Raw genomic sequence first — 22,975 nt, forward strand, 5'->3', positions numbered from 1 at the left:
GTGCGCAGAATTCCCGTCCTGTCCGTCCTCGTCCTGCTGTTCACCCTTCTGGTGGCGACCCCCGCCTCCGCCGCACCGGCGTCCGTCGACGTCTACCCGGTGCCGTCGATCTACCCCGCCTCGCCCGACTACACGCTGACCGTCAACGGGACGCCGGTGCCCGTGCAGGACTACCCCGGTTACGACATCGCGCAGTTCGCGCTCGGTGACGGCGATGCCACGATCGCCATCACGAAGGTCAACAACACGAACATCGGGGCGTACCGGATCAGCCCCGCCAAGCTCGGCATCACCGGCGTGGTCAGCGGGCCGACGCTCACCTTCACGCTGCGCGACGACGCGTACCTGATCGTCAAGATCGACGGCCGGCCGGACCTGGTCATCGCGGCCGACCCGGCGGAGACCAACCGGCCTGCAGCGGGCGCGGCCGGCGTCTTCGGCGTCGGCGCGGGCGTCAGCACCGCGCAGTTCCAGCGGACCCTCAACGACGCCGCGGCCTGGGGCAGCGCCAACGGGACGCAGGGCATCGTCCACGTCCCGGCCGGCGTGTACCCGGTCGGCAACCTCTACCTGCGCAGCGACCTGGCGCTGTACCTGGCGCCCGGCGCGGTGCTGCGGTTCACCGGCAACCGGTCGGAGAACGAGGTGCACTGGCGCAAGGAGTCCCAGCAACGCGACATCACCTGGTTCATCTCCACCCGGTACTCGTCCAGCAACATCAGCATCTACGGCCGGGGGACCATCGACGGCAACGGCAAGGCTGCCCTGCAACCGGGCAACCTCGGCGTCAACCTGCTCACCCCGATCTACACCACCGGTTTCACCGTCGACGGCATCACGTTCCGCGAGTCCAGCAGCTGGGCGATCATGCCGACCCGCTCGTCCGACATGACGTTCCGCAACCTGAAGATCTTCAACCGGTTCGACATGGGCGAGAACGACGGCATCGACGTCATGGAATCGACCAACGTCACCGTCCGGCACGCCGTCGGGGTCGGCCTGGACGACCCGTTCAGCACGAAGACCTGGGACGAATCCGTCGACCTGTTCGCCAAGGTGCCCGGTGAGCCGCGCCCGCAGTCGAACATCCTCTTCGACGACCTGGTCACGTTCACCTACTGCTACGGGGTGAAGGTGGGGCAGGGCGTCTTCCAGACCCAGGAGAACATCACCTTCCGCAACGTCACGGTCTACGACGCCGCTGTCGCGCTCGGCGTGCACCACAAGTACGGCGCCGCACCGGCCCGCGACATCCGGTTCGAGAACATCGACGTGGAGAAGCTGAGCTTCAGCAACGACGGCAACCGCACCTGGCTGGCGTTGTGGACCGGCGAGACCCACGGGGTGGGACCGATCCAGGACGTCGTCGTGTCGAACGCCCGGCTCCGCACGCTCGGCGCCACACCGGCCCGGATCAACGGCAAACCGGCCGCACCCGTCACCGGGGTCGTGCTGCGCCAGGTCTACGTGGGCGCCGCCACCACCCCGGCCACCACCCTCGCCGACCTCAACCTGACCAACATCTCCGACAGCGGCCCGATCACCGTCACGGGCTGACGGACCCGATGGGCGGCGTTCTTCACAAGGCGTTTGCTAGCGGACGCCGCCCATCAACCGGGAGATCGGCCGGGCCGCCGCGGCCAGCGCCAGCCCCAGCACGATCGCGACCGCGCCGAGCACGCCGAAGTACACGGTCTCGGTGTCCGCGCTGTAGAACTGGGCCAGCGTCCCGGACAGCGCCGTCCCGAGCGCCACCGACAGGAAGAACAGCGCCACCATCTGGGTGTGGAAGGCGTGCGGCGCCAGCTTGGTGGAGAGCGACAGCCCGACCGGCGAGAGCAGCAGCTCCGCCACGGTGAAGACCAGCAGGATGCCGGCCAGCGCGAGCAGCGGCGTGCTGTGCGGCCCGCCGCCGGCCAGGGGCAGGAACAGCAGGAACGCGACGCCCATGATGGTGGTGCCGAGCGCGAACTTGATCGGGCTGGACGGCTGCCGGTCGCCGAGCCGGGTCCACAGGGCGGCGAACACGCCGGAGAGCACGATGATGAAGACCGGGTTGATCGACTGGACCCAGGAGACCGGCATCTCCCAGCCGCCGATGCTCCGGTCCAGCCGCTCGTCGCTGTAGATCGTCACGACCGTGATGCGCCACATTGCAGGTTTTAAGGTTTGGCCTGTTCAGGGGGTTAGGCGGATTTGCCAGCGGTCGCCGGGGTACACGGTCGCGGTCCCGTCGGCTGCGATCACCCAGAAGATGGGCACCCCATCGGGGATGTCGTGCAAGGCGCGTTCCTCGGCGGTGGGCATGCGGATCGTCACGGTCGCCCCGGCGGGCGGCACCAGGTCTTCGCGCTCGGGTTGTTCGCGCACCACTACACCATGCCCCCGCTGTACGACAGCCAGGCCCTCGTTGCGGAGAACGGCGATGGCGCGGCGGGCTGTTTCGCGGGAGACGCCATTCTCTTGCTGAAGCCTCAGTTCGGACGGCAGCTGCTGGCCGGGCCGCAGCCGGCCCGTGACGATGTCGGCGCGCAGCCCGGCGGCGATCTGCTCATAGAGCGAGGCGCCGGGCTGCGGTGTGATCACACGGCGACATTAGGTCCGGACGTCCGGACGTCTCACGGCGCGGATGCCCGGACGTCCGGACGTGTCTGGTGACTAGTCGTTGTCGAGCCGCAGGGCAAGCGCGGTGACCCTGGCACCACGCTCGACGCCTTCACTGAATCCAGGCACGTCCGCCAACTGCGCTTCCATGCCTTTGATCTGCGACCGCATGGCAGCGAGCTCGCGGTTCTGCGCGGCGATTTGGTCCACCAGCGAGTTGCAACGATTCACGAGTTGTTCCAGCAGGGCGGCGTTCAGAGCGCCGACCTTCGCATTGTCGCTGGCTCGGGCCATCGCCTTGCGAATGAGGGTGCGCTGCTGCCGCTGGGCGTACTCAACGAGCGCGGCGGCGAGGAGCGCACACGCGACGTTGGACGCGATACCCACCCCGAGGATGATCAACAGCCGGATGATGCTGCTGTTGATGCCGTGCTCAACGGTGAGGGCGCCGATCGTGAGGGCACTGATGGTGGTGATGGCGAGGATGCCGCCGGCGGTGATGAGCCAGATGGCGCTGACGCGGCGCAGGTTGGTTTCGGTTTCGCTGGCGGGTAGGCCTTTCTCGGCCGGATGGGTGACGCCCAGTGTGCCGAGATCTCGCGTGTCCATCCCGATGTCGTGCATGTGGGCCTCCCCAGTGCCTCTGGATGTGAACGTGCCTCCATAGACGGCAACCGTGATCGTGCGCCTTGGTTACGGCTACGTCTCGCGTCAATGGCGTTTCGTGTCGCAACGTGCCGCAACGTCCGACTGTGTAGATCGTCAGTGCGGCCGATTGGACGCTTGTTCTACTCATCCGTTCGGGCAGTGATCGATTGTTCTCGGACAGTAAGCGCTCCCGCCGTGCCGCGCAACCGTTCACAGTGGAGCGTCATCCCTGCTCAGGGGGTACGTGAGTTATTCACGCATCTCGTTCGGATTCGGTCACCGTGGAGGAGCCATGGGGGCAAGCCGGTCACGTCCGGCCCCCCCGCATCCACGCCCGCCAGTCCTCGGCGTCCTGGTCGACGATGGCGTTGCGCCCGGCGGCGAGCTCAGCCAGGTCGGTGAGCGGCGCACCGTGGGGGAGTGCTGGGCCGAGCACGTGCCGCAGGACGGTGCGGGCGCGTTCGCCGGCTGCCGCCATGTCGGCGAGTGCGGCCAGCAGCGCCCGCATCATCTCCGCGTACTCGGGTGCCGAAGGGTCGAGCGGGACGGTGAGGACCGTGCTGTAGCGGGACGACTCGGGCCAGCCCCAACTGGAGTAGGCGCCGGACCGTCCGCCAGCGGGCGTGAACCCGGCGTCGGCAAGCCACTGCTCGATCAGGTGCGGGTCGACGGCGGGTAGGCCCTCGGGGCCAGTCATCGTGGATCCCCGGTCCGCGTGATGCTGATCGACCAGTTTCGGCCGCCGACGATCTGCATCAGCTTGATCGGGGTGTGTTTGCCGTTCGGGGGTTCGCCGTAGAGGCGGAACGCGCGCCACTGGAAGGTGGGGCCGTACGTCCACCACAGCTTGCGGAGTCTCATGCGCTCACCTCGACTTCCCAGTCCGGATGGATGCCGAAGGAGCCTTCGGTGGTGTGCAGCACCCAGCAGTTGTCGGATTCGACGGTGAATGGGGAGCCGTCGTTGTCACCGACCACTTCTGCGGTCTGGTATTCGGCGACGCTGCGGGTTGTCTCGTCGAAGGGGTAGTCGGCGGGGAAGGCGAGTAGGTCGACGCCGTCACCAGGCTTGAGGTCACGGATCTTCCGGGCGATCACGCGCCCACCTCCCCGAGCCGTTCGGCGATCTGCCGCTCGCTGGGCGTCCGCTGGCTGTGCAGCCACACGGTGATCTGGTTGATGGGTTGACCCAGGATGCGGGCGGCGCGGTCGCGGGGCATCGGCGTCCCGGCGAACTGGATGCGATCCAGGGCGGTGTCCAGGGTGATGAGGCCGGCGGCGTAGTCGGCGCGGACGGGCAGGTGCGTGTCGGCGTCTGTGACGGTTGGCATCAGGCGGCCCGCTCGAATGCGACCTCACGCCATTCGCCGCCCGACTCGTCACGGGACAGCAGGGCGCAAGCAGCCTGTTCGGTGACGGTCATCCGCTCCGGCCAATACTCGGTGAGCAGCTTGACCGCCGCGTCCCGCGTCTTCTGCGGGTACACCTGCCCGGTGTTGGTGCGGGCGGCCCACAGGCAGCGCCGGTCGGGTTCAGCCAAGGCGGCGTCGTACAGCCGCTCGTACGTGTCGCCGTTCAGTTCGTTGGCGAGGGACTCGAACTGGGCGGCGTGCCGGGACGCCTCACGTGGTGTGAGCGCGAGCAGCCGCGGGTCGTCGAGGTAGCGGGCCGGGTAGTTCTCGACCGCGTACGAGATGCCCTCGTAGTCGCGCTTGTGCAGGTGCATCAGTGCCGCGCCTTTGTCGAGGTCGCTCATCTCGTCCCAGGTGGGCAGGTTGCCGGTCATGCTGTGGTCCTTTCCGTGAGTGGCGCTTCGCATTGGCCTGGTCCGCCGCCGTGGTCGTCGTAGTCGTGCCCGCATTCGCAGCGGCCGGTGTCCGGGTCCTCGGAGTAGGCAATGCAGTGGTTGTCGCGCTGGTTCTCGATGCGGTCGGCGAGGGCGTCCAGGTCGGCGGCTTCGGCTGAGGTCAGCCCTGCGTCGGTCAGGGGGTCGGGTCGGACGCTGGCGGCTAGGGCTCGAACCCAGGTGCTGGTCGGGTCGCCTTCGAGGCAGTACCCGGTGTTGTGGCGTTCGGCAATTGCCTGGAGTTCGGCGCGGGGGACGGTGATGCTCACGCGTCCACCTCGTCGGCGGGCACGAGCTGTGCGGTGGTGACTCGGCATTCGTCGCCGTGGCCGTCCGGGTGGCCGAAGTCGACGTAGCTTTCGCCGGTCGTCCAGGACGGCCCGAGGTATGTGGCGAACTGCTTGCGCTGGCGATGCCAGACACGCTGGCCTTCGGTGAACTGGCGGTCGGTCATGCGGGGACCTTCTCGAACTCGTCGGTGTGAGCCCAGTCGTCCTCGCCGCTCTCGGGGTCCTTGAAGCGGAACGTCTCGGGCCAGCACTTGAACCGCCTGTAGTCCTCGCAGGTGCCGTTTTCCAGCACCTCAACAACGAGGTGGACGTCGGTCATGCGCACTTGGTCGCCGATCTCAAACTTGGCCATGCGTGCTCCTAGCTGCTCGGATGATCGTAAAGCGGGGACCCTTATTACCGTCGATTCTACCGCCACGATGGCCAAGATCGGTTGCCATGAGGGCTGAATCAGGGTCCCCGCATGCCATGCTTTGCGCATGGGCGGACCGCACAAGCAGCAGGGCAAAGACTTCCGGGTGCCGTCCGAGGTGAAAGCCGCCGCGCGAAAGGCGCTGGCGGGTCAGCCACCCCGTCCGGACCCGTGGACGCTCAACGACATCGTGACCGCCGCGCTCGCCGAGTACGCCAAGCGACCCCGGACGCGGGAGAAGCAGCTGGAGCCGTTCAAGCCGCCGCGAAAGCGGGGGAGACCGCCCAAGACCACCGGCTGATTCCTGCTGCCGTCTGGTCAGCCTCTCGACCCGGACGGCTGTTGCCTCACTCCGCCCCGCCGGGTCAGCATGATCGCTCCCGACCGCCAGGAGTCCCGCATGTTCCGCCGCCGCGCCCGCACAGATGAGCCGGCACCCGACCTCAGCGAGAAGCCGACACCTCAGCCGGTCCACGTGCCCGAGTCCGCGTGCGGCTGGTCGCTGCGCCGCCGTGAAGGCTGGCCATCATCCGAGGACTGGCGGCGTGTAGTCGCCCACACTCGGCGTTAGGGCGCGGACTCCCAGCCCTCTTGTACCGCGCACGGCTGGCACACGTCGAACCGCCCCAACGCGGTCTTGTCGCCGCAGCGCGGGCAGCGCGTCCCGTCCCGCATCTCCCGATGCAGCTGCGGGTCGTACAGCGGCTCAGGACCGGACGTGACCGCCACAAGGATCGCTTCGGCCAGCTGCTCGAACCACGCGTCCTTGGTTTCGACGATCCAGCACTGGCCGTCAGTGGCGGAGTCGTCGAACTCGGCGCAGGCGACGCCGTGATCCCGCAGGACGGCGATGATCCGCTCGGCGGCGGTCATAGCGCGTCCAGGGCGGCGTTGTGCAGCTCGGCGATATGCCGGGCCACCCGCTCGGACGGCACAGCAGCCACCGGGGACACCCCGGATGACGGCGGCAGGTCGCACGGCATGACCGCCCAGCCGCCGATCGTGTCGTCGGCAAGCGCAAACCAGCGGGCGACAAGCTGCGCGTCGATCAGTTCCGTGCCGCAAAGGTGACGCCAGTAACGGACGGTGGTCACAGCGGTTCCTTCCGGGTTCGGGGTGGCCCAGTCGTCCAACAGGGCGTCCAGGTCGAGCATGGCCTGCAGTTGCTCGGCGAGGCCGGTCACAGCGTGCGCCTCAGCGTGTTCTCCATCGACTGGCGCACCGACTCGGCCATCGCCTGCACGTCGTTGCGGGCCAGCTGCTCGGCGGTGAGCCCGCGGGCCATCAGTTCGGCGACGCACAGGTCGTAGAGCCGCTGGTGCTCGGTGTCGCCTTGGATTCGGAAGTGTTGGATCATGATCACCTCCCAGTTCGGGCGGGTGAAGTGGACGCTTGGCGAATCACCGCTCAGGTCTTCGTGGGCGACCTTCATGCCGACGTCTTCCAGGGTGAACGCCGTCTCCGGGTCAGGGCAGGCCGGGCAGTGCACGTCCTCGCGCAGGTTCACGGTTACCCGCTTTCCGTCATGAGCAGGTCAATGCAGCACGTCTGCCCTTCGCTGCGGGCCACGCAGTGCCAGCCGATGTGTTCATCGTGGAGGCGCGCCAGTTCGGTGATCTGCTCGGTGGTCAGGAGTTGCAGGACGGCTTCACGGAAGGCCTCATCGTTCACGTCGCCTCCTCCTCGCACTGGCACCCGTCGGTTCCGGCGATCTGGCAGGCACCGCCGTACTGGCCGCCGTCGCTCGCAGTCCATGACCGGCAGGCAGCCTGCGTCTCGTACAGCATCGGGCCTAGGTCGTCGGCGGTGCCGTACTCGCAGCCGGCGCACCTCTCTGGCGCACCCGAGCCGGGCGGGCCGATGGTGAGTTTTCCGCAGCAGGCGCACGACCACAGCGGCATGCCCTGATGGGTGACCTGAAGCCAGTAGCGGCTCTCGCCGTCCGCGTGCGAGTAGATCTCGTGGACGGGCTGCCCGGCGTGCATCGGATCTTCGGCGAGATGCCCGACGCCGTCACGGTGGGCTTCGAGTTCGGCGCGGTCATCGTCGTCGAGCGGGGGGGTGCCGGGCGCAACGAGCATCCCGGCTTCCCAGAGCGCGCCCGCCCAGTGGTAGGGGGCGGTGTACGGCTCTTTCTGCTTGCGGACGATAATTCCGGCCGCGTGGTCGATCAGATCGGCGGCCGGGCCGGGGGCGCTAACTGGCATGGTCATCCTTCCGGATTGTCGGCTGGTGTGCGGGATGCGAGACCGACGATGGCAACCGCCATGCGCCAGCACGACATCAGGTATTTGCGGTCGCAGGTGCAGCCCTGCTCGTCGTGGATGACGGTGGCTGCTGCGAGCAGCTGGTCGCGGGTCACGGACCAACCTCCAGCCCATACGCGGCAGCCTCATCCGGATCGCCCAGCACCTCGACATGCACGGCTGCCTCGCCGCGGGCCATTGCCGCCGCGAACCGGTGCCAGCCGTCGATGAGGGTGACGCCCCGGTGCACGTACAAGGTGGGCGGGTCGGAGCCGTCGTTGACCCACGTGCGGGCCAGGTGGGCGATCCGGGCGATGTGCAGCACCCGGTCGGTGTCCGGGTTGGGCGCGCTCGTCCAGGTGTCGAACGGGCCAGGGTCCGGGTCGGTGCACGCGAGAACGTCGACGATTGTGAACGGTGGGCAGTCCCAGGCCGGCGACTCGTAGGGGTGCAGGGGCAGCATGTCGAGCAGGCGGGCGATCCGGATGGCGGCGATCGGCATGGTGCCGGTTTCCGTCACGGCGTCCCCTCGGCGTTCGTCTTCCAGGTGAGCCCGGTGTGCCCGTCCCGGTGCTCGTCGTGCGGGCCGGTGAGGGTGCAGCGGATCCAGAAGCCATCGGTCTGGTGGGGCGTGAAGTGCTCCCAGGAGTAGGTCTCTTCCTGGCATCCCTCGGGGGTAGGAACTACAGCGGCCCGCAGCTCGATCAGCTCGTCGCGGAGGGCGTTGAAGTCACCGATGGTGAGGTTGTGCAGCGGGTCCGGATCGCCGGGCTGGAGCGGGCCATGGGCGATGATCAGGTCTCCGATGTGGCTCACAACCACACCTGCACGGTTAACGCCAGCCCGCACGTCCGGCAGCGGCGCTCGCTGATGGCCTTGCCGCGTTCTGTGCCCTGGGAGACGGATTGCCCGTGCTGGCCTTCGTCGGAGTGGGTGTGCAGGGTGAGCACGTCACCGCACGGGCAGCGCACGTTGGCGTCAGGGCGGACGAGGTCAGCAACAGCAAGCCAGGGGGTCACGGGGTCACCTGCCTGGCGTCGTCACCGCTGACCGGCCATTTGAAGTCGCCGTTCGAGTGGTAGTGGCGCTTCCAGTCAGTGTCCGGGCCGTTCTCGTGCCCTGCTGCCTTGAGGCACGGCGGGGGATTGAGCCGACCGTCAGGATCGTCGTACACGGCTCCGCAGTTGGCTTCCCAGCGCCACGGCCCGCGGTCCCACCGTGAACGCTGACACCGGCCCGCGTAGGCAGCGTTGTCGAGCGCTTTGAAGACCAGCCGGTCGTCACGGACGCCGATGCGCTGGGCGATCTCACGGGCGCTGCTCTCGGGGTGCTCGATCAGGTCAGCGAGTGCCCGGCTGAGGATGTCGTCGGTCACGGCGTCACCTCCCACAGGTCGGCGGTGTAGCGCATGTCGGGCTGGACTTGGGCGTCCGCCCAACGCCGGTATTCGGCGGTGTCAGTGCCGACATGTTCGGGCGCTGGATTGCAGTCGTAGCAGTTGGCGACGCCGGTTTCGCCGGTCGAGTCGTCCACGAAGCCTTGGTCGTTGCAGGCACTACAGGCGGGTAGGGCTTCATCGAAGTCCGGGCATCCGGGCATCACACCGTCGGGAGTGATGCAGTACTCATGGTCGTGGCTCACTCGCTGTCCTCTCATCGCCCGTAGGCGCACGGCCGGAAATGGCAGTCGGCTTCGGTGATCCGTGGCATCGGCCGGCCCCGCTTGAAGAACGGCACGACCATGCCGGTGATCTCGGCGAGCTTTTCGATCTGGTACGCCTTCGGGACGCTGATGCTTGATTCCCAGTGCAGTACCTGCCAGGCGGGAACACCGACGTGGGTGGCGATGTCGGCGCGGGACAGCATGGCGAGTTGGCGGGCCTGGATGAGCCGGTACGGCTCAAAGTCGGCGCACACCTCAGCCGCGGTTGGTTGGGGCGGCGGCGGAGTGCTGATGGCGCTTAGGCGGCGTGTCATCGGATCTCGCCTTCCAGGATCTGCGGCGGTGTCGCCCCGCCCCACTGGTCGAGTTCGTAGCCATCCGGCGTGAGCTTCGGGCCGTCGAGCAGGTTGTATTCGGCGCGCTCCGACCAGCCGCAGTAGCAGCCCCACGGGCCGTAGATGATGCCCACGCCAACGTCGGCTTCGTCGCGGTCGCACATGACCCCGCAGTTCGGGCAGATCACGGCTGCTCCTGCTTCGCCAGCCGGCGGATCGCCGCCGCGAGCAGCGGTGCCAGCGCACTCGGGGGGAGTTCGGACAGGGACTCTTCGAGCATTGCCAGGTTGCCGGTGTCGCCGAGCTCCGCCTGGACACGGTGGTACTCGGCGACGAACGCGTCGAGGGTGCGGTCGGCTTCGGCGACGGCCTGGTCGAAGTGGTGGATGTTGGTCACGGGTCGTCCTTTCAAGGTCAAAGGCGCTTCGCGGTCAGGCCGCCTGATAGGGCTGGATCGGACCGACCGGAAGGAAGTAGTGGTCGGCGCGGTCCGGCCGCAGTGATTGCCCGTGCACGTCCAGCCACCGCTGGACCATGCCAGCATCAGCCCGTCGTTCGAGCTCGGCCTTCACCTGGCGGCGGACCGTCTTGAGGTCTGCCCGCATCTGGGCGGCCAGGTAGGCGGCGAGGTCGTCGACGGACACGAACAGGTCCATTGGGTCGCCGCTGGTGACGTGCCGAACTCGCTGGTAGTCGAACTGCTTGTCCATCTTCTGCGGGACCGTGCTCATGGTGGTCCTTTCAGGCTGCGTGCATCGGAAGCATTCGGCAGTCGCTCATGTCCACCCACAGCCATCCGAGTTGCCCGTCGTGGGGGCAGGAAGGGCGGCGTTCGACATGGCACTCTGCGCAGGACGTCATGCCCCCCGGCTCTTGGTTGTGGACTTTGCGCAGCGCCCAGAAGGCGGCCCGTCTGGTGATGTTGGTGACGCGGTACTGACGGCCCTTGTGGCGGAACTCGACGAGCCACAAATCGTCGATGGGGTCGTTGGCGGGCATCTCCACGGTGTACGGGTCGAGGTCGTCCATGGTGGGGTCCTCTCGGTTGGGTTAGAAGTTCTCGCTGTAGTCGCGGTCGGGGTGGTGCGAGTCGTGCATGCGCAGGTAGGTGCCGCCGGGGCATCAGCTCTTACCGAGGGCGGTCAGCTGCCCATCTCGGCACTCTGATGACTCTGACCGCCGTATTGAATGACTCGCGAGGAACCTGCATCGCCCCAACAGTCAGCGAAAAGCTTGTCCATGTAGCGGTCGTTGCTGGCCCCCCAGCCGTTTGCTTGCTGCCAGCGCAGACCGCTTTTCTCGTGGCCAGCACATGCCTTCCAGAGCTGACCATCCGCGTAGACGACGGTTCCGTTCGGCAGGGAAGTCGCCGGCTCCTCGACGCGCGTGACGGTTTGGGCGTGTACCGCAATGGTGGTCACTTGGAACTCCTCACTGCTCAGGCTGCCGTGTGGGCGTACGGGTTTGGGTGACCCATGGGGTGTCCTTCCACCGGGTCAGGCTGCGGGTGGCGGGAAGAACGGCTTGTCGCACTCAAAGCAGTTAGCGGGCCAACGTGTCGATCCACGGTTTCGTGAACAGCCGCGCCTCGTCGTCGCCGAGCAGGTCCGCGTACAGGCCAGCGAACACGACGTCCTGCGCAGCGCACGAGACCGACCAGCGGTCACCGTGCAGTTTGTCGGCGACTCGCCACACATGCTCTTTCACGGTGAGCACGTCGACGTGACGCTGCCGGTCGGTCTTGCCGAGCCGGTGGCTGATCTGTAGCTGCTCGGTGCGGTAGAGCCGGAAGTTCGCCAGCCACAGAGACTCGATGCGCCCGGCCTGCTGGTCGGTGAGGTTGTGCAGTTGGTCCAGGACGTCGGTGACGCACGGCTTGGCGAGTAGCGCGTTGAGGCGCGCCTGACACTGCTGCCAGCGGATCTCGTCCTCGCCGAACAGGGGCAGCAGTGGGGCGTCAAGGATGGTGCGGACGGTGGTTGTCATCGGACGGTCACCGAGAGCCCGGACAGGTTCGGAGTCGGCCGTCGGTGGTTAGTGCCGCGCGGGTAGGTGTTGCGGAGCAGCCACATCGCGACGGCAATGCCGTCCATTGCGCCCAGGTCGGGGATCTCGGTCTTGCGGGAGCGGAGCTTGTAGACGCGTCCGTTGTGCTCGACGGTCGGCATAGCGGGCATCGGCGTTCCTTTCAGACGGCGGGCGGAGGGAAGGTGTCAGTCCTCAACGACGGTCATGGTGTTAATGCGTCGGACGGGGAAGTACCGAACGGTTCCGCCGTCCGGGAAGTACAGGACGGCGGCCGGGTTGGTCAGCTGCTGAATGCATTCGTCGGCCTTGTCGCGATCGACGGTCGCCGTGAACGGGTCGCGCCGGTCGTCGGCAAGCCAGATCTTCACGGTGGGCATGGCGGTCCTTTCCAAGTCAAAGGCGCGTCGAGGGTCGGGGTTCATTGCTGCTGTCGTCGGCGGGCAGCGGCGTCGGCGAACGGCACGTCGTAGTCGGATTGGTCGGCGGTTTCGCGCCACGGTTCGTAGCCATTACGACGGCTGTCGGTGCGCCCTGTAGGCGTTCGTCCGACGTAGCCGCCGCCCTGGTTGCCGACCTTGTGGCGTTCGTTGGGTTCCGGAAGCTCACAGTTGTTCCAGCCGCAAGCCTTGGACCCGTCGCCCTTTGGTACGAACGCGTGTGCGTTCGGGTGCAGCGGCTTGACCGGTCCGGTGTCGGGCATGGCGTCGGCGCGCTGGACCATCAGGGCGGTGTTCACGTTGCGCAGGTGCGGATTGCCGGATGCAGTGATCCGGGACGGCTTGGCGGTATCCGGGTCGGCGGCCGTGTTCAGGACGAGTGTGGTGACGGCTTCGAAGTTCTCATCGAGGGAACGGAGCGCGGCGGCAATCTGGGCCCGTAGGTCTGTCGCCGACCAGTTGGGCCGGATCTTCCTGGCTTCGTCGATGAGGTTTTGAAGTTGATCCGTGGGCGAAGTCGCATCCTCCGCCTCCTCCACGATTTCGGCGTCGACCACTTCGAGGTCGGTGCCGGGCGTGGAGGGGTTGGGGGAGGTGGTCTTCTCTTCGTCTTCTAGATCTTTGGTCTTCTTAACCCTTGTCTTCTTAGTGTCGGATTTTCGGTAAGCCGATAACCGGGATGCCGATAACCGGGATGCGGTTTCACCTGCACCTTCATCGTGTTTCCCCAGGTCGTCGCCGCTTTCCGGTTTTCGGGATGCGGATAACTGGGAAGCGGTCTGAGCAGGGGAGTCGGCCACGTAGTAGTCCATCTCGCCAGCCTTCCCGCCGTCGCCGCGTCGCTGAACGCACTCCAGGTAGCCGCGTTCGCGTAGCTCTTTGATCGCCGAGTACACGGCTGCCTTGCCGCCGGTGGACTCGGCAATCATCTGCTCCAAGGTCAGCCGGTAGCCGTCCTCATGGGAGAGCAGGTAGGTCAGCAACCCTTTGGCTTTGTAGGACAGCTTCGGGTCGCGCGCCCACTCGTTGGGGACGCGCGTGAACCCGTTGTCCGGCCGCCGACCGATGAAGATGGCCATGCGGTCAGGCGACGCTTCCGATGCTGCTCTGGAGCCGTTCCTCCATGCGCTGGAGGGCGTCGGCCCACCGGATGAGGGTTGCCGGGCGGGGCATACGCAGGCCGGATTCCATGCGGCTCACGGCGGACGCGGTGATGCCGAGCTCGGCGGCGAGGTCTGCCTGGGTGAATCCGGCGGCTTCACGGAGTTGGCGTGCGGTGGCCCCGGATCCGATCTTCTTTCGTGCGGCGATGAGCCGATCGATCTGGTCGAGTTCCATGCGTTCATCTTGCCGTAAAGGCACTCAACAATCAAGGAGTCACGTGACAATCCTGTCGGACATGACTTTCGTCAAGCGTCAGGGTCCCTCACGGGTTAACCTGCTGTCACATAACAGTTGGGGGCTTACGTGACACTCTCCGCCGACGAGCTCGCCGCGATCTACCGAAAGCGGATCCTTGCCGGGGAACTCCAGGCCGGTGACAAACTGCCGACCCTGGTTGAGCTGCAAAAAGAACACGACGTCGGCAAGGGTGCCGCACAGCTCGCCATCGGGAAGCTCCGCACGGAAGGTCTCGTGGAGGCCCGCCGCGGATCCGGCGTGTACGTGCGCGCCCGCGAGCAGCGCGTGAACCTGTCGAACAACTGGGCCGACGCCGTGGAACGTCGCGGCGACCAGGCGTGGCGGGTGTCGCATCTGCGCGTCGACGTGGTGCCGGCGCCCGAACTGATTGCTGAGGAGTTCGGCCTCCGCGAGGGGGACCGGGTGGCGCTGCGGCACGCGGTCGTGGAGTTCGAGGGCAAGCCCGCGCATGTGGAATGGGTGTACTACCCGGCCGAGCTGGCGAAGGCTGCGGACATCGTCTTTCACGGCACCGGTGAGGGTGGCGTGTATGCCCGGCTGGAAGAGGCGGGCGCGCCGGTGGACCGGTACACGGAGCGGTTTGTTGCCCGCGCGGCCGAGGAGAGCGACGCGTCGACCCTTGGCCTGAGGGTGGGGGATCCGGTGCTGGCGGTGGTGCGGGTGACCTGGTCGGGGGAGCGGGTTGTCGAGGTGGGCCGTGCGGTGCTGAACGCGGCGCTGTATCAGGTGGAGCATGACTCCCGGTTGGAGCCGGGGAGGTAAATTCGGGTCGAAGATTGTCACGTGACGCATTGAGTGTTGCGTGACTATCTGGCATAGTGGTGGGTGCAAGCGAAAAGCCCCGCTGGTCAGTCTTGGCGGACACCAGCAGGGCTTTCCTCGTCGAACACCTGACACCACAGGAGCCCGACAATGCCGCAGCCTACCGACGAGCGGACCGAACACTTCGGCCACCTGACCGTCACCACGTGGACCGACCACGACGGCATCAGCATCCAGGTCTTCGCCGGCCCGCACCGCCAGGCCACCCTCTCCGCCACGTTCGTCCACGAACTGCGCGAGCAGGCCATCACCTGGTACCGGCACATCCGTGACGCCGCCCTCGCGTACAAGCCGATCTGGCTGATCGAGGCCGAGGTGTCCGCGCTCATCGACGCCGCCCAGGCCGTCGGCGCGGACGCCGAGCTGGCCGCGAGCCTCGCCGCCGACCACGACACCCGGCAGGCCGAGATCCGCGCCCATCACCGGCAGGAGCAGGCCGCGGCCGCCCGGATCATGGCCGGACCCGACGACTACCGGGCCGCCCGGCGTGCCGCCCGCAACCGCATCGACCCGGCCGTGTTCCAGCCCACCAAGAGCAACGTGCACTGCAAGCCGCTCACCCCGGCCATGCGCAACCTGGCCGCCCGGCACCGTGACGGCATCGTCCGGCTCCCCGCAGGCGTCGACTGGCGGCTGCTGCGCGGCATTGTCCGGCGCGGACACGGCGCGGTGCACGAAGCCGACCGGTATCGCATCACCGCCGTCCGGCTCAACGGGCGCGGCCTTGCGGTCGCCGAGAAGCAGGGGCAGGTGGCGGCATGACCGGCCACAGGTACCTCGTCGAGATCCGCTACGTCCCTGCTGGGGGCGGCGATCGTTCCTGGCTGGTCCCCACCGACGACGAACCGTGGGTGGCTGAGCTTCGGGCAGCCGCGCACGACCCTGCTGAGCGTCACGGCACCGGAATCCGCTGGTTGAACTGCGACAACGAGTTCCGGTACGTGGCCTGGGAAGACGTTCTTGCGATCAAGGTGAACGAGTCGTGATCACCCCGAAGACCGCCCTGTGCGGGCACGCCCACTGCGACCCGTACGTTCGCCGGAACAGCATCCTCGACGAGGCCGGCGACGTCGTCCTCTACAAGGGCTGCGACGGCGTGAAGCACATCTTCCGCGACGACGTCTGCCACGGGCTGATCCTGCACCGCCGCCGACTGGACCGGGAAGACGGCACCACAGCGGTCACCCTCGAATCCGACGGCGACCGGTCGTGGCTGGCCCGGACCGAGGGCGGCCGGGTGCTGGTGCGCCACGACACCTACTACGGACTCATCGCGAAAGCAGCGCGACGGTTCTTAAAGCCCGCAGCCTGCTGCCAGTGACTCTCCTCCCCGGGGCGCCGCATCTTCCCACCCTTGGTGCGGCGCCCCACCCCGAACCTGATCGGAGCACGATGGACCTGTACCTGGAACTCGACAAGCGCCACACCCTGCCCGCGAACGGCGCCCTCACGTTCGCCTACCGCGACCGCACGATCAACGTCGACTACAACGGCAACACCGAAGGTTGCCGACGCTGCAACCGGAAGGCCGACGTGCACGCCTGGCGGGTGTACGACCTGAGCGACCCCGACCTCCGCAGCCAGGGCGGCGTACTCGACTGCGGCATCCTCGGGGAGACGCGGTGAACACGTTCAGCCCCGACCAGACCGCGGCGTGGACTGCCTCCGACATCGCCCGCCTCGAAGGACACACCATCACAGTGACCGTCGAGAACGGCACCTACGAAGGGCGCACCGTCCACCGCGCCCGCCCCGGCATGGGGCCGACGTTCGTTGTGGAATGGGAGGGCGGGGGTTCGCTGACCTGGGTCCGCGACAACCCTGGAGCCAGCATTACCGTCCATGACGAGGAGACGCTGTGAGCGTCGACTTCCGGCAGGCCGCGAACGAACTCATCCTCGAACTGCTTGGCGACGCAGGCCGGCCGCTCACCGCGGTCGAGGTCGCCGACCAGCTCGTCATCGCCCCGTCCACCGCGTTCCAGATCCTGCACAGCCTGGCCGGGTACGGGCTGGTCCGGCGTGTCGACGACAGCATGATCAGGTGGGTGAAGGCGTGACAACGCCTACCGAGACGACGGGAACCTGCGCCACCTGCAACGGCACCATCCGGCACCTGTCCGGACCGTCGTGGCGGCACGTCGGCCGGCGCAAAGGCAAGGCGCACCCTGCCGACCCGGACCAGGCGACCCGCGAGCGGATGCGGGAGATGGACGCACTCGGCAAGGCCAGCTAGAACCGACACACTGACTTGAAATGCGAAGGAGCCCACCATGGCCAGCTACGACAGCGCCGAGAACGTCCCGAACAAGGTCACGCTGATCCGTGATGCGGAAGGCGGCACCTGGGGCCGGGTCCGCGACACCATGGACTTCGCGCCCGTGAACGGCGGGAAGGTGCTCAGTCTCGACGAGGTGATCGACCTGTACGGGCCGGTCCAGGACATCACCGGGGAGAACGGCTGATGCAGACCATTCCTGAGCAGTACGCCGGGCAGGCCGACCCTGGCGACGAAGCCGCCCACCGCCACGCCACCCGGCTGGAACCGAAACTGTGGCTGCGCGCCTCCGTCTACCCGTTCGGCGTCCGCTGGCACTGGAAGTGCGGGCCGAAGGACGCCAACCCCGGCCTATGCGAGGGTGGCCCGGCAAAGACGCAGGAGGAGGCGTACGCGAAAGCCGAAACCCACCTGCGCACCGAACACGACCTGACGTTCCGCGTCCACGACGGCGCCAACTGCTGGTGCGGAGACGAGGAGTGGTGAGCGACGTGTACCCCACCCCTGAGCGCCTTGACGTTGCCCACCGAGCTTCAGGCCGCAACTGGACGTTCGGGCCCATCGGCCCGGTCGAGATCGACCACAATGGCGCCCTGCGGGTGATGGTCGGCGCCGGTTTGATCAAGCCGCACTACGTCACCCCTGAGCAGCAGCTCGCCGGGCAGAACGACTACTACCGGCTCACCGAAGCCGGCGAACGCTGGCTGGCCGAGAACGAGGAGAACGCCTGATGCCCGCCACCACCGACCAGGTCCAGGCCGTCATCGACGGCACTGTGCCCTGCCCCCGCGACACTGACGGCCTGCCCGAGCTGATCGCCGCAGCCACTGACGTGCAGCGGCCGTTGCTGCGGGGGCGGGTGTTCGAACAGTACGGGCCGTACGCCGGCGACCTGGTGTGGCGGCGCGCTGAAGCCGCCTCGTACACGTACCGGAAGAGGACCGCCTGATGTTCTTGGAAGACGCCCACGGCAACTACATCGACAAGGCCGCCTTCGACGCCGCCTACAACGCCCTCGTCGAGACCGGCCGCGTGAAGCTCGCGCAGGTGCGCGGTGACATCTCCGAACGGGTTGTGGTGGCGCTGATGAAACGGCGGGCCACCGACGGGCACCTGGCGCTAGCAACGTCGGCCGTAGCCGACAGCGTGACCGCCGACGTGCACCAGCAGATCAGCGACTGGGCGGTAGGCATCACAGCTGCTGACGTTGCCGATGCGACATGGGCCGCCGCCGCCGTGCTCGCCGGAGACGAAACCGATTGATGCGCCTCGACTGCATCAGTCTTTAGCAAGAGTCTTTAGCAGGCCGCCGACGTGCTCAGGCACACGGCGGCTTTTCGCTGCCCAGTCAGACTTGCAGCCAGCTGCCCAGCACGGCGATCAGCAGTCCAGTCGCAACAGTGATGGCCGCAGGGCCGTATCCGCCAGCACTGATTCGTTCGCGGATGTTCAGCACGTCGTTGTAGCTGGACGGCTGACGCACATCACGCCATGCGGCGATGAGTAGCCAGACCACGCCGACGAGTTCAACGGTTTGACCGATAGCCGCAAGCAAGGCTCCCCAGTTGTTCACGCGGGGGAGGCTACCTGTGGACTCGGAGCCCCGCCCACGGGTCGGCGGGTGGCCGCATCGGCACCACGTTGGCCCACATCCCGGTGTCCGCGGTCTCCGGCTCCACGCGCAGGTGTTTCGGCGGCGGGATGTCGAGCGGCGCCGGTTTGGATCCGACCGTCACGGTGGCCGTCTTCGGTCGCACCGCCCGACCTCGCCCGGTCGCCCGCACGTCGAGTTCGCAGTAGCGCAGCCGGCCGCGTCCGTCGCCGAGCCCATGCCAGCGTCGGCCGGTTACCTCAAGGGTGAGGTCGGTGCCGGGGACGGGTCGGGTGGGGATGAGCACGCAGCCTTTCTGTCGGGCACGGGCTACCAGGGACCGCACCACACCCTCGGACGTGCCGGCGGGTGGCTGCACGGCGACCAGGTCCACGCCGTCGATGAGGGCGGACACGATCTGCGGCCAGTCCGGGCCGGGCTCCGGGACGAGCGCGAGGCGGCCCAGGTCGACGCCGATCTCGGAGGCGGCCAGGCCACCGAACATGGGTGCGCCGACAACGGCCGCCCACGCTCCAGACTCCCGCATCGCCCCGGCGAGCAGCAGCATCAGCAGCGAGGTGGAGCCGACGGCGGCGACGGTGGCACCACGACGCAGCCCGCCAGGCCACGGAAGCAGCGGAGCCAGCTGCGGGTCACAGGGCAGCACCCTGGTCGCGTTGGGGGAGGTGAGGTCGGCCTGGTCGGCGGTCGTGACGGGGGCGAGGGCGAGATTGCCGCGCTGGGCACCGTTGATCCGGTCGAGGGCGGCGCGCACGTCGGCGGTGCCGTCGATGCGCCCACTGCCGGTCCACGTCTTGCCCATCGCCGCTCCCCGAGCCGATCTTTGGCCGCCGGGGAAGGGGCGGGTTGACCTGCGGTTGGTCGAGCCGTATCGCGGGCGGCTCGAACATCCGTTCTAAGTCGCAGCTTAGCGGATGGCCATGGTTCGGCAAGGCGGTGTGGGCGAGACCATCAGATGAAACGTCACAACTGCGGGCCGGAAGGAAGGGCCCGTGTCGGGCCCCTCCCGGTCAGTTCGCGCTGATCACGTGCTTCCACTGGCCGCCGATCCACAGCGCGCTCGCCCGGTCCAGGTCGCTCAGCGCCTTCTGGTTGCTGGTCGGCGCGACCGCCCAGCCGCCCTTGCGGGCCAGCAGCCGGGCGCCGGCGGTCATCTGGTCGACGGTCAGGTCGAGGCGGTTCATGAGGGCGACGACGGTGACCCAGCCCTGCTGGCCGCGCTGGGTGATCTCGGTGCGGTAGGCCTGCTCGATCTGGGTGGCGGCCTGCTCGGCGGTGATCGTGGTCATCGGTGCTGTCCTTTCGTGTCGCTCTCCCTGGTGACACCAAGTTTAAAGGGTACCCCTTAGCTCTGTCTAGGGGGTACCCTTTAAGAGTGACGGACGCACTAGCAGGCCTCCCCCTCGCCGACGCCGACCGCCTCGCTCGTGAGCAGGTCGAACACCACCGCGAACAAATGAGCACCTGGCGCCGAGCCCGCGCCCAGCGCATCGCCCAAGAACGCGCCACCGGACGCCCCGTCACCGACATCGCCGCCGACATGGGCGTCCACGTCCAAGTCGTCTACGAGCTCCTGCGCGAAGCCAAAAAGGCCGACTGACACGCGAAAGCCCCGCACCTCACATCGAGGGCGGGGCTTCGGTGGGTTCTCGTCAGACCGTGATGCCGGCCGGAATCTGCCAGTCCGGGTGCGGGTCCTCCGCCGGATCCCCGGTCTGGCTGCCCCCGTGCATCGCCCGCAGCAGCACGTTCGTGCCGTCCGCGCATTTGATGGAGACGCCGGCAGGTGTCGTGCCGCGGGCGTCGGTCGGCCCGAGATCCGGCAGGGCTACCAGCCGCCACGCCTGGAACTGGGCGGGCCGGGCCGCGTCGAGCAGCCGGACGGCGAGGACCGCGATGCGCTGCACCCCGAGTTTCGGCGGCGGCAGCTGCTCCGGCACGTCGACCGGGGTTTCGCCCTTCCAGGGGGAGGCGACCAGGTAGGTGGAGCCGTTGCGCTGATCTTTGACCGCGACGCCGCCGGGCGACTCTTTGGTTCCGGCACCGTAGACGCGCACCTCAGCAATGTCGGGGTGCGCTGCAGCCTCGAACAGGCGCTTCATCACGTCGAGTACTTCGGCCTGCTGCACAGCGACCCTCCCCAAGATCGGCTAAGTGGGTGAGTCTAACTCGCGTCCACAGCACGGCAGGACATCCGCACGATCTCACCCCGGCCGTGCTCAACATCGCTGCGGAAGCCGTCCGGTGACTGCATCCGGAACATGCCCTCATGGCCCCAGATCATCAGGGGCGCACCGGTCAGGTCACGCTCACTGACCCGGCTCGACGGCAGCCGGATGTACCCCCAGTACTGGCCGTTCGGGTCCTCGGTCAGCTCAACCTCAACCGGGTCGCCGCCCTTGAAGCGCACGGTGCGTTCGTCACCGAAGCGCCCGAACTCTCCGGCCGTTGAGCCGGGCTGGTTGCGGGCGGCGAACATGCGCCACGAGCGGGTCATCGCACGCTCACCTCCACCTCGGCCAGCCCCAGCAGGGCGAGTCCGGCCAGGCCTACTGCGAGAACAGCCACCAGCGCCAGCACCCACGGTGCGACGGCAAGGAAGGAACGCCACAACAGGCGAGGCAGGCTCATGCCGTCTCCTCCGTAACCCTCGTTGCCCACGCTGCGGGCAGATCAGCAGCGATGTCCCGGTCCAAGCCGATCAGCTCACCGGAGTCCTCGTCGTGTTCCTGCGCCCGCACGATCCCCTGCTCCGCGAGCAGCGTGAACAGCAACGTCATCACCTCGATGCCACGATCGCGGATCGACCGATGGGATTCCCCGGCCAGCCGGGCGATCAGGTCAGCGACCGGGCGGTAGAAGTCCAGCAACGCCCGCGGATAACCACCGTCCTGACTGTCGGCCAGGTAGTGCAGACCGAATCCGGAGTCCCTGGCGAGATCCCAGCTCGGATCCGACTTGAGCGCAAACACCATCGGCGGCGCGTTGCAGCCCTGCTCGAACGCCAGGAACACGGTAGACGGACCCATCGTCAAGCGGCGGGCATCGTCCCACGACGGCTTCGCGGCGAGGTCGGGCGGAAGTTCGTGGTCCACGCCCATCCAGGCGTCGGCCATCAGTTCCTCGATGCCTGCATTGCCGTACACCTTCCCGGTGACCGGAGCGGTCGCGTAGTCGGTGCTCATGCCGCCTCCTCGATCTGCTTGTACTCAGGCGTCGGCAGGTTCGGGTCGGCGGCGGCCAGCTCGCACGCGTCGGCGTACCGCTCCAGTGCGGCGCACTCCGGTTCGACCGCCGCCAGGTCATGCCCATACCGCACGGCGTGCCCGCGGATCCGCTGGGCGGAATACCGGGCCTGCTTGGCATAGCGGGTCAGGACACGTTGCCTTGCGGCGTTCCAGCCGGGAATCGGCTCGACACCAGCTACCTCGGCAGGGGTCTCAGACATGCTCGCCCTCCGCCGCGAAGTCGATGTGGTCGTACGGCTCCCAGCCGGCACCTTGCCGGCGGTCGGTCTGCACGGTGAGCGTTCCAGTCGCATCGTGCTGTCCCGCAGCCCACGCGTTCCGCAGGGCCTCCACGAACGCGTACGTCTTCACCAGAGACGTGAACTCGTCGACGTTGCGGGTGCCGGGGTAGACGATGCGCCACTTCTTCTCGGGCGGCATCACGCCTCCAGCGCGACGGCTTGGAGCCGGGCGATCGAGTCCCGGATGTCGTCGTGGTACCCGGCCAGCGCGGGATCGTCGAGCAGCGCCCGCAGGTTGTCCAGGCTCAGTGACTCCGGGGTGGCGGTCGCCTCGTCGTGGGTGGCGGTCCGCTGCAGCGGGATCCGCACGTCAGTGATGGTCATCGGACGACCGCCTCGTCCGCGAACCGGATCCGCTCCCAGTTCCGGTGGCTGATCTCCAACCCGCCGGCCTCGAAGTCGGCCAGCATCGCAGCGCAGTCCGACTCGGTGTACTCGCCGTCGCCGTACCCCCAGCCGATCAGGTTGCACGGGCCTCGCAGGCCGTTGCGCCAGTCCAGGACCGTGTAGAACACGTCCCCTTCGAGGTCTTCGGGGTAGTCCGCCTCCCACTGCTCATCCAGGTGCGCCTTCCGGTCGGCGTTAGTGACCGGGCGGGTGAGAGCGGCGAAGTTCTCGGTGACAGCCTTCACCGTCCACGGGTTCGGGTCGGTGTCGAGCAGCGTGGTGTCGCCGATCTGGAACGGGCGGGGCTGCATGGCCCAGCGGCCATCGGTCGGGGGTCGGAAGTTCATGGCTCAGTTCTCCTTCGTGAGCGCGCGGCTGGCGCGCTGGATGGTTTCGGCAGGGGCAGGTTTCGACTCGTG

Annotated in this window: 60 protein-coding genes; 16 read left to right on the forward strand and 44 right to left on the reverse strand. The window is 67.7% G+C overall.

The annotated features are described in order from the left end of the window. Window positions 1-1,557 (forward strand): glycosyl hydrolase family 28 protein, encoded by a 1,557-nt coding sequence (locus tag AB0F72_RS08300; RefSeq protein ID WP_360427218.1) that lies wholly within the window; start codon window positions 1-3, stop codon window positions 1,555-1,557. 36 nt (window positions 1,558-1,593) lie between these two features. Here AB0F72_RS08300 and AB0F72_RS08305 read toward each other — a convergent pair whose 3' ends face one another. The 11 genes from AB0F72_RS08305 to AB0F72_RS08355 form a co-directional block, all read right to left on the reverse strand. Further along, complete coding sequence (locus AB0F72_RS08305) at window positions 1,594-2,154, reverse strand: oligopeptide:H+ symporter (RefSeq protein WP_360427221.1); 561 nt, start codon at window positions 2,152-2,154, stop codon at window positions 1,594-1,596. A 24-nt stretch (window positions 2,155-2,178) separates the two neighbouring features. Next, complete coding sequence (locus AB0F72_RS08310) at window positions 2,179-2,586, reverse strand: winged helix-turn-helix domain-containing protein (protein WP_360427224.1); 408 nt, start codon at window positions 2,584-2,586, stop codon at window positions 2,179-2,181. Between the two features lie 72 nt (window positions 2,587-2,658). Continuing rightward, window positions 2,659-3,228, reverse strand: coding sequence for a hypothetical protein (locus AB0F72_RS08315; protein ID WP_360427227.1), 570 nt, complete (start codon window positions 3,226-3,228; stop codon window positions 2,659-2,661). Window positions 3,229-3,559: 331 nt separating this feature from the next. Further along, on the reverse strand, window positions 3,560-3,949 hold the full coding sequence (locus AB0F72_RS08320) for a hypothetical protein (RefSeq protein WP_360427230.1): 390 nt from the start codon (window positions 3,947-3,949) through the stop codon (window positions 3,560-3,562). Next, on the reverse strand, window positions 3,946-4,113 hold the full coding sequence (locus AB0F72_RS08325; protein ID WP_360427233.1) for a hypothetical protein: 168 nt from the start codon (window positions 4,111-4,113) through the stop codon (window positions 3,946-3,948). The genes AB0F72_RS08320 and AB0F72_RS08325 overlap by 4 nt, the downstream gene beginning before the upstream one ends. After that, the gene (locus AB0F72_RS08330; protein ID WP_360427236.1) at window positions 4,110-4,349 is read right to left on the reverse strand and encodes a hypothetical protein; all 240 of its coding nucleotides are present in this window, start codon (window positions 4,347-4,349) and stop codon (window positions 4,110-4,112) included. Before AB0F72_RS08330 ends, AB0F72_RS08325 begins: the two co-directional genes overlap by 4 nt. After that, window positions 4,346-4,582 (reverse strand): hypothetical protein, encoded by a 237-nt coding sequence (locus tag AB0F72_RS08335; RefSeq protein ID WP_360427238.1) that lies wholly within the window; start codon window positions 4,580-4,582, stop codon window positions 4,346-4,348. The genes AB0F72_RS08330 and AB0F72_RS08335 overlap by 4 nt, the downstream gene beginning before the upstream one ends. Then, window positions 4,582-5,037, reverse strand: a complete 456-nt coding sequence (locus tag AB0F72_RS08340; RefSeq protein ID WP_360427241.1) for a hypothetical protein — start codon at window positions 5,035-5,037, stop codon at window positions 4,582-4,584. The genes AB0F72_RS08335 and AB0F72_RS08340 overlap by 1 nt, the downstream gene beginning before the upstream one ends. Next, a complete protein-coding gene (locus AB0F72_RS08345; protein ID WP_360427244.1) occupies window positions 5,034-5,366 on the reverse strand; it encodes a hypothetical protein in 333 nt (110 codons plus the stop codon). The genes AB0F72_RS08340 and AB0F72_RS08345 overlap by 4 nt, the downstream gene beginning before the upstream one ends. Continuing rightward, on the reverse strand, window positions 5,363-5,551 hold the full coding sequence (locus AB0F72_RS08350; RefSeq protein WP_360427247.1) for a hypothetical protein: 189 nt from the start codon (window positions 5,549-5,551) through the stop codon (window positions 5,363-5,365). The genes AB0F72_RS08345 and AB0F72_RS08350 overlap by 4 nt, the downstream gene beginning before the upstream one ends. Beyond that, window positions 5,548-5,739: a hypothetical protein gene (locus AB0F72_RS08355; protein WP_360427249.1), complete on the reverse strand. Its 192-nt coding sequence runs from the start codon at window positions 5,737-5,739 to the stop codon at window positions 5,548-5,550. Before AB0F72_RS08355 ends, AB0F72_RS08350 begins: the two co-directional genes overlap by 4 nt. 127 nt (window positions 5,740-5,866) lie before the next feature. Between AB0F72_RS08355 and AB0F72_RS08360 the strand changes: the two genes are divergently transcribed. After that, window positions 5,867-6,100 (forward strand): hypothetical protein, encoded by a 234-nt coding sequence (locus AB0F72_RS08360; RefSeq protein ID WP_360427252.1) that lies wholly within the window; start codon window positions 5,867-5,869, stop codon window positions 6,098-6,100. Between the two features lie 266 nt (window positions 6,101-6,366). Here the strand turns inward: AB0F72_RS08360 and AB0F72_RS08365 are convergent, their stop codons facing one another. From AB0F72_RS08365 to AB0F72_RS08470, 22 genes are all read right to left on the reverse strand, one after another. Next, a complete protein-coding gene (locus AB0F72_RS08365; RefSeq protein ID WP_360427254.1) occupies window positions 6,367-6,672 on the reverse strand; it encodes a hypothetical protein in 306 nt (101 codons plus the stop codon). Next, entirely contained in the window at window positions 6,669-6,983 is a 315-nt protein-coding gene (locus AB0F72_RS08370; RefSeq protein WP_360427257.1) for a hypothetical protein, read from the reverse strand. The genes AB0F72_RS08365 and AB0F72_RS08370 overlap by 4 nt, the downstream gene beginning before the upstream one ends. Continuing rightward, on the reverse strand, window positions 6,980-7,306 hold the full coding sequence (locus AB0F72_RS08375) for a hypothetical protein (RefSeq protein WP_360427260.1): 327 nt from the start codon (window positions 7,304-7,306) through the stop codon (window positions 6,980-6,982). The genes AB0F72_RS08370 and AB0F72_RS08375 overlap by 4 nt, the downstream gene beginning before the upstream one ends. A gap of 2 nt (window positions 7,307-7,308) precedes the next feature. Then, window positions 7,309-7,470 (reverse strand): hypothetical protein, encoded by a 162-nt coding sequence (locus AB0F72_RS08380; protein WP_360427263.1) that lies wholly within the window; start codon window positions 7,468-7,470, stop codon window positions 7,309-7,311. Beyond that, window positions 7,467-8,012: a hypothetical protein gene (locus AB0F72_RS08385; RefSeq protein ID WP_360427266.1), complete on the reverse strand. Its 546-nt coding sequence runs from the start codon at window positions 8,010-8,012 to the stop codon at window positions 7,467-7,469. The genes AB0F72_RS08380 and AB0F72_RS08385 overlap by 4 nt, the downstream gene beginning before the upstream one ends. After that, complete coding sequence (locus AB0F72_RS08390) at window positions 8,009-8,161, reverse strand: hypothetical protein (RefSeq protein ID WP_360427269.1); 153 nt, start codon at window positions 8,159-8,161, stop codon at window positions 8,009-8,011. Before AB0F72_RS08390 ends, AB0F72_RS08385 begins: the two co-directional genes overlap by 4 nt. Next, window positions 8,158-8,565 (reverse strand): hypothetical protein, encoded by a 408-nt coding sequence (locus AB0F72_RS08395; protein ID WP_360427272.1) that lies wholly within the window; start codon window positions 8,563-8,565, stop codon window positions 8,158-8,160. Before AB0F72_RS08395 ends, AB0F72_RS08390 begins: the two co-directional genes overlap by 4 nt. Beyond that, on the reverse strand, window positions 8,562-8,861 hold the full coding sequence (locus AB0F72_RS08400) for a hypothetical protein (protein WP_360427275.1): 300 nt from the start codon (window positions 8,859-8,861) through the stop codon (window positions 8,562-8,564). The genes AB0F72_RS08395 and AB0F72_RS08400 overlap by 4 nt, the downstream gene beginning before the upstream one ends. Further along, the gene (locus tag AB0F72_RS08405) at window positions 8,858-9,064 is read right to left on the reverse strand and encodes a hypothetical protein (RefSeq protein WP_360427278.1); all 207 of its coding nucleotides are present in this window, start codon (window positions 9,062-9,064) and stop codon (window positions 8,858-8,860) included. The genes AB0F72_RS08400 and AB0F72_RS08405 overlap by 4 nt, the downstream gene beginning before the upstream one ends. Continuing rightward, window positions 9,061-9,420, reverse strand: a complete 360-nt coding sequence (locus AB0F72_RS08410) for a hypothetical protein (protein WP_360427281.1) — start codon at window positions 9,418-9,420, stop codon at window positions 9,061-9,063. The genes AB0F72_RS08405 and AB0F72_RS08410 overlap by 4 nt, the downstream gene beginning before the upstream one ends. Next, window positions 9,417-9,686, reverse strand: a complete 270-nt coding sequence (locus tag AB0F72_RS08415; protein WP_360427283.1) for a hypothetical protein — start codon at window positions 9,684-9,686, stop codon at window positions 9,417-9,419. The genes AB0F72_RS08410 and AB0F72_RS08415 overlap by 4 nt, the downstream gene beginning before the upstream one ends. Before the next feature lie 11 nt (window positions 9,687-9,697). Further along, window positions 9,698-9,961, reverse strand: a complete 264-nt coding sequence (locus AB0F72_RS08420; protein ID WP_360427286.1) for a helix-turn-helix transcriptional regulator — start codon at window positions 9,959-9,961, stop codon at window positions 9,698-9,700. Window positions 9,962-10,017: 56 nt separating this feature from the next. Continuing rightward, window positions 10,018-10,230: a hypothetical protein gene (locus AB0F72_RS08425; RefSeq protein WP_360427289.1), complete on the reverse strand. Its 213-nt coding sequence runs from the start codon at window positions 10,228-10,230 to the stop codon at window positions 10,018-10,020. Continuing rightward, window positions 10,227-10,439 (reverse strand): hypothetical protein, encoded by a 213-nt coding sequence (locus tag AB0F72_RS08430; protein ID WP_360427291.1) that lies wholly within the window; start codon window positions 10,437-10,439, stop codon window positions 10,227-10,229. The genes AB0F72_RS08425 and AB0F72_RS08430 overlap by 4 nt, the downstream gene beginning before the upstream one ends. A gap of 34 nt (window positions 10,440-10,473) precedes the next feature. Then, on the reverse strand, window positions 10,474-10,773 hold the full coding sequence (locus AB0F72_RS08435) for a hypothetical protein (protein ID WP_360427294.1): 300 nt from the start codon (window positions 10,771-10,773) through the stop codon (window positions 10,474-10,476). A gap of 10 nt (window positions 10,774-10,783) precedes the next feature. Beyond that, entirely contained in the window at window positions 10,784-11,071 is a 288-nt protein-coding gene (locus AB0F72_RS08440) for a hypothetical protein (RefSeq protein WP_360427297.1), read from the reverse strand. A 113-nt stretch (window positions 11,072-11,184) separates the two neighbouring features. After that, a complete protein-coding gene (locus AB0F72_RS08445; RefSeq protein ID WP_360427300.1) occupies window positions 11,185-11,463 on the reverse strand; it encodes a hypothetical protein in 279 nt (92 codons plus the stop codon). Window positions 11,464-11,584: 121 nt separating this feature from the next. After that, a complete protein-coding gene (locus tag AB0F72_RS08450) occupies window positions 11,585-12,028 on the reverse strand; it encodes a hypothetical protein (protein ID WP_360427303.1) in 444 nt (147 codons plus the stop codon). Next, entirely contained in the window at window positions 12,025-12,219 is a 195-nt protein-coding gene (locus AB0F72_RS08455; protein WP_360427306.1) for a hypothetical protein, read from the reverse strand. Before AB0F72_RS08455 ends, AB0F72_RS08450 begins: the two co-directional genes overlap by 4 nt. Before the next feature lie 36 nt (window positions 12,220-12,255). After that, window positions 12,256-12,447: a hypothetical protein gene (locus AB0F72_RS08460; protein WP_360427310.1), complete on the reverse strand. Its 192-nt coding sequence runs from the start codon at window positions 12,445-12,447 to the stop codon at window positions 12,256-12,258. 41 nt (window positions 12,448-12,488) lie between these two features. Further along, window positions 12,489-13,586 carry a hypothetical protein gene (locus tag AB0F72_RS08465; protein WP_360427313.1) on the reverse strand — a complete coding sequence of 366 codons (1,098 nt, stop codon included), beginning with the start codon at window positions 13,584-13,586 and terminating at the stop codon, window positions 12,489-12,491. 4 nt (window positions 13,587-13,590) lie between these two features. Beyond that, on the reverse strand, window positions 13,591-13,845 hold the full coding sequence (locus AB0F72_RS08470; RefSeq protein WP_360427316.1) for a helix-turn-helix transcriptional regulator: 255 nt from the start codon (window positions 13,843-13,845) through the stop codon (window positions 13,591-13,593). Between the two features lie 129 nt (window positions 13,846-13,974). Between AB0F72_RS08470 and AB0F72_RS08475 the strand changes: the two genes are divergently transcribed. From AB0F72_RS08475 to AB0F72_RS08535, 13 genes are all read left to right on the forward strand, one after another. Next, a complete protein-coding gene (locus tag AB0F72_RS08475) occupies window positions 13,975-14,691 on the forward strand; it encodes a GntR family transcriptional regulator (RefSeq protein ID WP_360427319.1) in 717 nt (238 codons plus the stop codon). 150 nt (window positions 14,692-14,841) lie between these two features. Then, on the forward strand, window positions 14,842-15,513 hold the full coding sequence (locus AB0F72_RS08480; protein WP_360427322.1) for a hypothetical protein: 672 nt from the start codon (window positions 14,842-14,844) through the stop codon (window positions 15,511-15,513). After that, entirely contained in the window at window positions 15,510-15,737 is a 228-nt protein-coding gene (locus tag AB0F72_RS08485) for a hypothetical protein (protein ID WP_360427325.1), read from the forward strand. Before AB0F72_RS08480 ends, AB0F72_RS08485 begins: the two co-directional genes overlap by 4 nt. Beyond that, the gene (locus AB0F72_RS08490; RefSeq protein WP_360427328.1) at window positions 15,734-16,072 is read left to right on the forward strand and encodes a hypothetical protein; all 339 of its coding nucleotides are present in this window, start codon (window positions 15,734-15,736) and stop codon (window positions 16,070-16,072) included. The genes AB0F72_RS08485 and AB0F72_RS08490 overlap by 4 nt, the downstream gene beginning before the upstream one ends. A 71-nt stretch (window positions 16,073-16,143) precedes the next feature. Continuing rightward, a complete protein-coding gene (locus AB0F72_RS08495) occupies window positions 16,144-16,377 on the forward strand; it encodes a hypothetical protein (protein ID WP_360427331.1) in 234 nt (77 codons plus the stop codon). Further along, a complete protein-coding gene (locus AB0F72_RS08500) occupies window positions 16,374-16,613 on the forward strand; it encodes a hypothetical protein (protein ID WP_360427334.1) in 240 nt (79 codons plus the stop codon). Before AB0F72_RS08495 ends, AB0F72_RS08500 begins: the two co-directional genes overlap by 4 nt. Beyond that, a complete protein-coding gene (locus AB0F72_RS08505; protein WP_360427337.1) occupies window positions 16,610-16,810 on the forward strand; it encodes a helix-turn-helix domain-containing protein in 201 nt (66 codons plus the stop codon). Before AB0F72_RS08500 ends, AB0F72_RS08505 begins: the two co-directional genes overlap by 4 nt. Then, window positions 16,807-16,986: a hypothetical protein gene (locus AB0F72_RS08510; protein ID WP_360427340.1), complete on the forward strand. Its 180-nt coding sequence runs from the start codon at window positions 16,807-16,809 to the stop codon at window positions 16,984-16,986. The genes AB0F72_RS08505 and AB0F72_RS08510 overlap by 4 nt, the downstream gene beginning before the upstream one ends. A 37-nt stretch (window positions 16,987-17,023) precedes the next feature. Continuing rightward, entirely contained in the window at window positions 17,024-17,215 is a 192-nt protein-coding gene (locus tag AB0F72_RS08515; RefSeq protein WP_360427343.1) for a hypothetical protein, read from the forward strand. Then, window positions 17,215-17,514 carry a hypothetical protein gene (locus AB0F72_RS08520; RefSeq protein WP_360427346.1) on the forward strand — a complete coding sequence of 100 codons (300 nt, stop codon included), beginning with the start codon at window positions 17,215-17,217 and terminating at the stop codon, window positions 17,512-17,514. The genes AB0F72_RS08515 and AB0F72_RS08520 overlap by 1 nt, the downstream gene beginning before the upstream one ends. Then, window positions 17,511-17,759: a hypothetical protein gene (locus tag AB0F72_RS08525; RefSeq protein WP_360427349.1), complete on the forward strand. Its 249-nt coding sequence runs from the start codon at window positions 17,511-17,513 to the stop codon at window positions 17,757-17,759. Before AB0F72_RS08520 ends, AB0F72_RS08525 begins: the two co-directional genes overlap by 4 nt. After that, a complete protein-coding gene (locus AB0F72_RS08530) occupies window positions 17,759-17,977 on the forward strand; it encodes a hypothetical protein (protein ID WP_360427352.1) in 219 nt (72 codons plus the stop codon). The genes AB0F72_RS08525 and AB0F72_RS08530 overlap by 1 nt, the downstream gene beginning before the upstream one ends. Next, a complete protein-coding gene (locus AB0F72_RS08535) occupies window positions 17,977-18,291 on the forward strand; it encodes a hypothetical protein (RefSeq protein WP_360427355.1) in 315 nt (104 codons plus the stop codon). The genes AB0F72_RS08530 and AB0F72_RS08535 overlap by 1 nt, the downstream gene beginning before the upstream one ends. A gap of 85 nt (window positions 18,292-18,376) precedes the next feature. Here the strand turns inward: AB0F72_RS08535 and AB0F72_RS08540 are convergent, their stop codons facing one another. The 3 genes from AB0F72_RS08540 to AB0F72_RS08550 form a co-directional block, all read right to left on the reverse strand. Next, window positions 18,377-18,601 (reverse strand): hypothetical protein, encoded by a 225-nt coding sequence (locus AB0F72_RS08540; RefSeq protein ID WP_360427358.1) that lies wholly within the window; start codon window positions 18,599-18,601, stop codon window positions 18,377-18,379. A 10-nt stretch (window positions 18,602-18,611) separates the two neighbouring features. Further along, window positions 18,612-19,442 carry a hypothetical protein gene (locus tag AB0F72_RS08545; RefSeq protein ID WP_360427361.1) on the reverse strand — a complete coding sequence of 277 codons (831 nt, stop codon included), beginning with the start codon at window positions 19,440-19,442 and terminating at the stop codon, window positions 18,612-18,614. A 208-nt stretch (window positions 19,443-19,650) separates the two neighbouring features. Next, entirely contained in the window at window positions 19,651-19,929 is a 279-nt protein-coding gene (locus AB0F72_RS08550) for a hypothetical protein (RefSeq protein ID WP_360427364.1), read from the reverse strand. A gap of 86 nt (window positions 19,930-20,015) precedes the next feature. On the opposite strand from AB0F72_RS08550, the gene AB0F72_RS08555 reads away from it, so the two are divergent. Next, on the forward strand, window positions 20,016-20,240 hold the full coding sequence (locus AB0F72_RS08555; protein WP_360427367.1) for a hypothetical protein: 225 nt from the start codon (window positions 20,016-20,018) through the stop codon (window positions 20,238-20,240). 52 nt (window positions 20,241-20,292) lie between these two features. Here the strand turns inward: AB0F72_RS08555 and AB0F72_RS08560 are convergent, their stop codons facing one another. From AB0F72_RS08560 to AB0F72_RS08595, 8 genes are read right to left on the reverse strand one after another with little or no spacing between them, the layout of a single operon-like run. Beyond that, on the reverse strand, window positions 20,293-20,769 hold the full coding sequence (locus AB0F72_RS08560) for a hypothetical protein (RefSeq protein WP_360427370.1): 477 nt from the start codon (window positions 20,767-20,769) through the stop codon (window positions 20,293-20,295). Between the two features lie 35 nt (window positions 20,770-20,804). After that, on the reverse strand, window positions 20,805-21,137 hold the full coding sequence (locus AB0F72_RS08565; protein ID WP_360427372.1) for a hypothetical protein: 333 nt from the start codon (window positions 21,135-21,137) through the stop codon (window positions 20,805-20,807). Further along, window positions 21,134-21,271 (reverse strand): hypothetical protein, encoded by a 138-nt coding sequence (locus AB0F72_RS08570; protein ID WP_360427375.1) that lies wholly within the window; start codon window positions 21,269-21,271, stop codon window positions 21,134-21,136. The genes AB0F72_RS08565 and AB0F72_RS08570 overlap by 4 nt, the downstream gene beginning before the upstream one ends. Next, window positions 21,268-21,825 (reverse strand): hypothetical protein, encoded by a 558-nt coding sequence (locus tag AB0F72_RS08575; RefSeq protein WP_360427378.1) that lies wholly within the window; start codon window positions 21,823-21,825, stop codon window positions 21,268-21,270. Before AB0F72_RS08575 ends, AB0F72_RS08570 begins: the two co-directional genes overlap by 4 nt. Further along, complete coding sequence (locus AB0F72_RS08580) at window positions 21,822-22,088, reverse strand: hypothetical protein (RefSeq protein WP_360427381.1); 267 nt, start codon at window positions 22,086-22,088, stop codon at window positions 21,822-21,824. The genes AB0F72_RS08575 and AB0F72_RS08580 overlap by 4 nt, the downstream gene beginning before the upstream one ends. Further along, window positions 22,081-22,308: a hypothetical protein gene (locus AB0F72_RS08585; protein ID WP_360427384.1), complete on the reverse strand. Its 228-nt coding sequence runs from the start codon at window positions 22,306-22,308 to the stop codon at window positions 22,081-22,083. The genes AB0F72_RS08580 and AB0F72_RS08585 overlap by 8 nt, the downstream gene beginning before the upstream one ends. Next, window positions 22,308-22,493, reverse strand: a complete 186-nt coding sequence (locus tag AB0F72_RS08590) for a hypothetical protein (protein WP_360427386.1) — start codon at window positions 22,491-22,493, stop codon at window positions 22,308-22,310. The genes AB0F72_RS08585 and AB0F72_RS08590 overlap by 1 nt, the downstream gene beginning before the upstream one ends. Further along, window positions 22,490-22,903 (reverse strand): hypothetical protein, encoded by a 414-nt coding sequence (locus AB0F72_RS08595; RefSeq protein WP_360427389.1) that lies wholly within the window; start codon window positions 22,901-22,903, stop codon window positions 22,490-22,492. The genes AB0F72_RS08590 and AB0F72_RS08595 overlap by 4 nt, the downstream gene beginning before the upstream one ends. Window positions 22,904-22,975 lie beyond the last annotated feature (72 nt).

Origin of the sequence: Actinoplanes sp. NPDC023936, from assembly GCF_040639325.1 — a bacterium.
Lineage (GTDB): Bacteria > Actinomycetota > Actinomycetes > Mycobacteriales > Micromonosporaceae > Actinoplanes.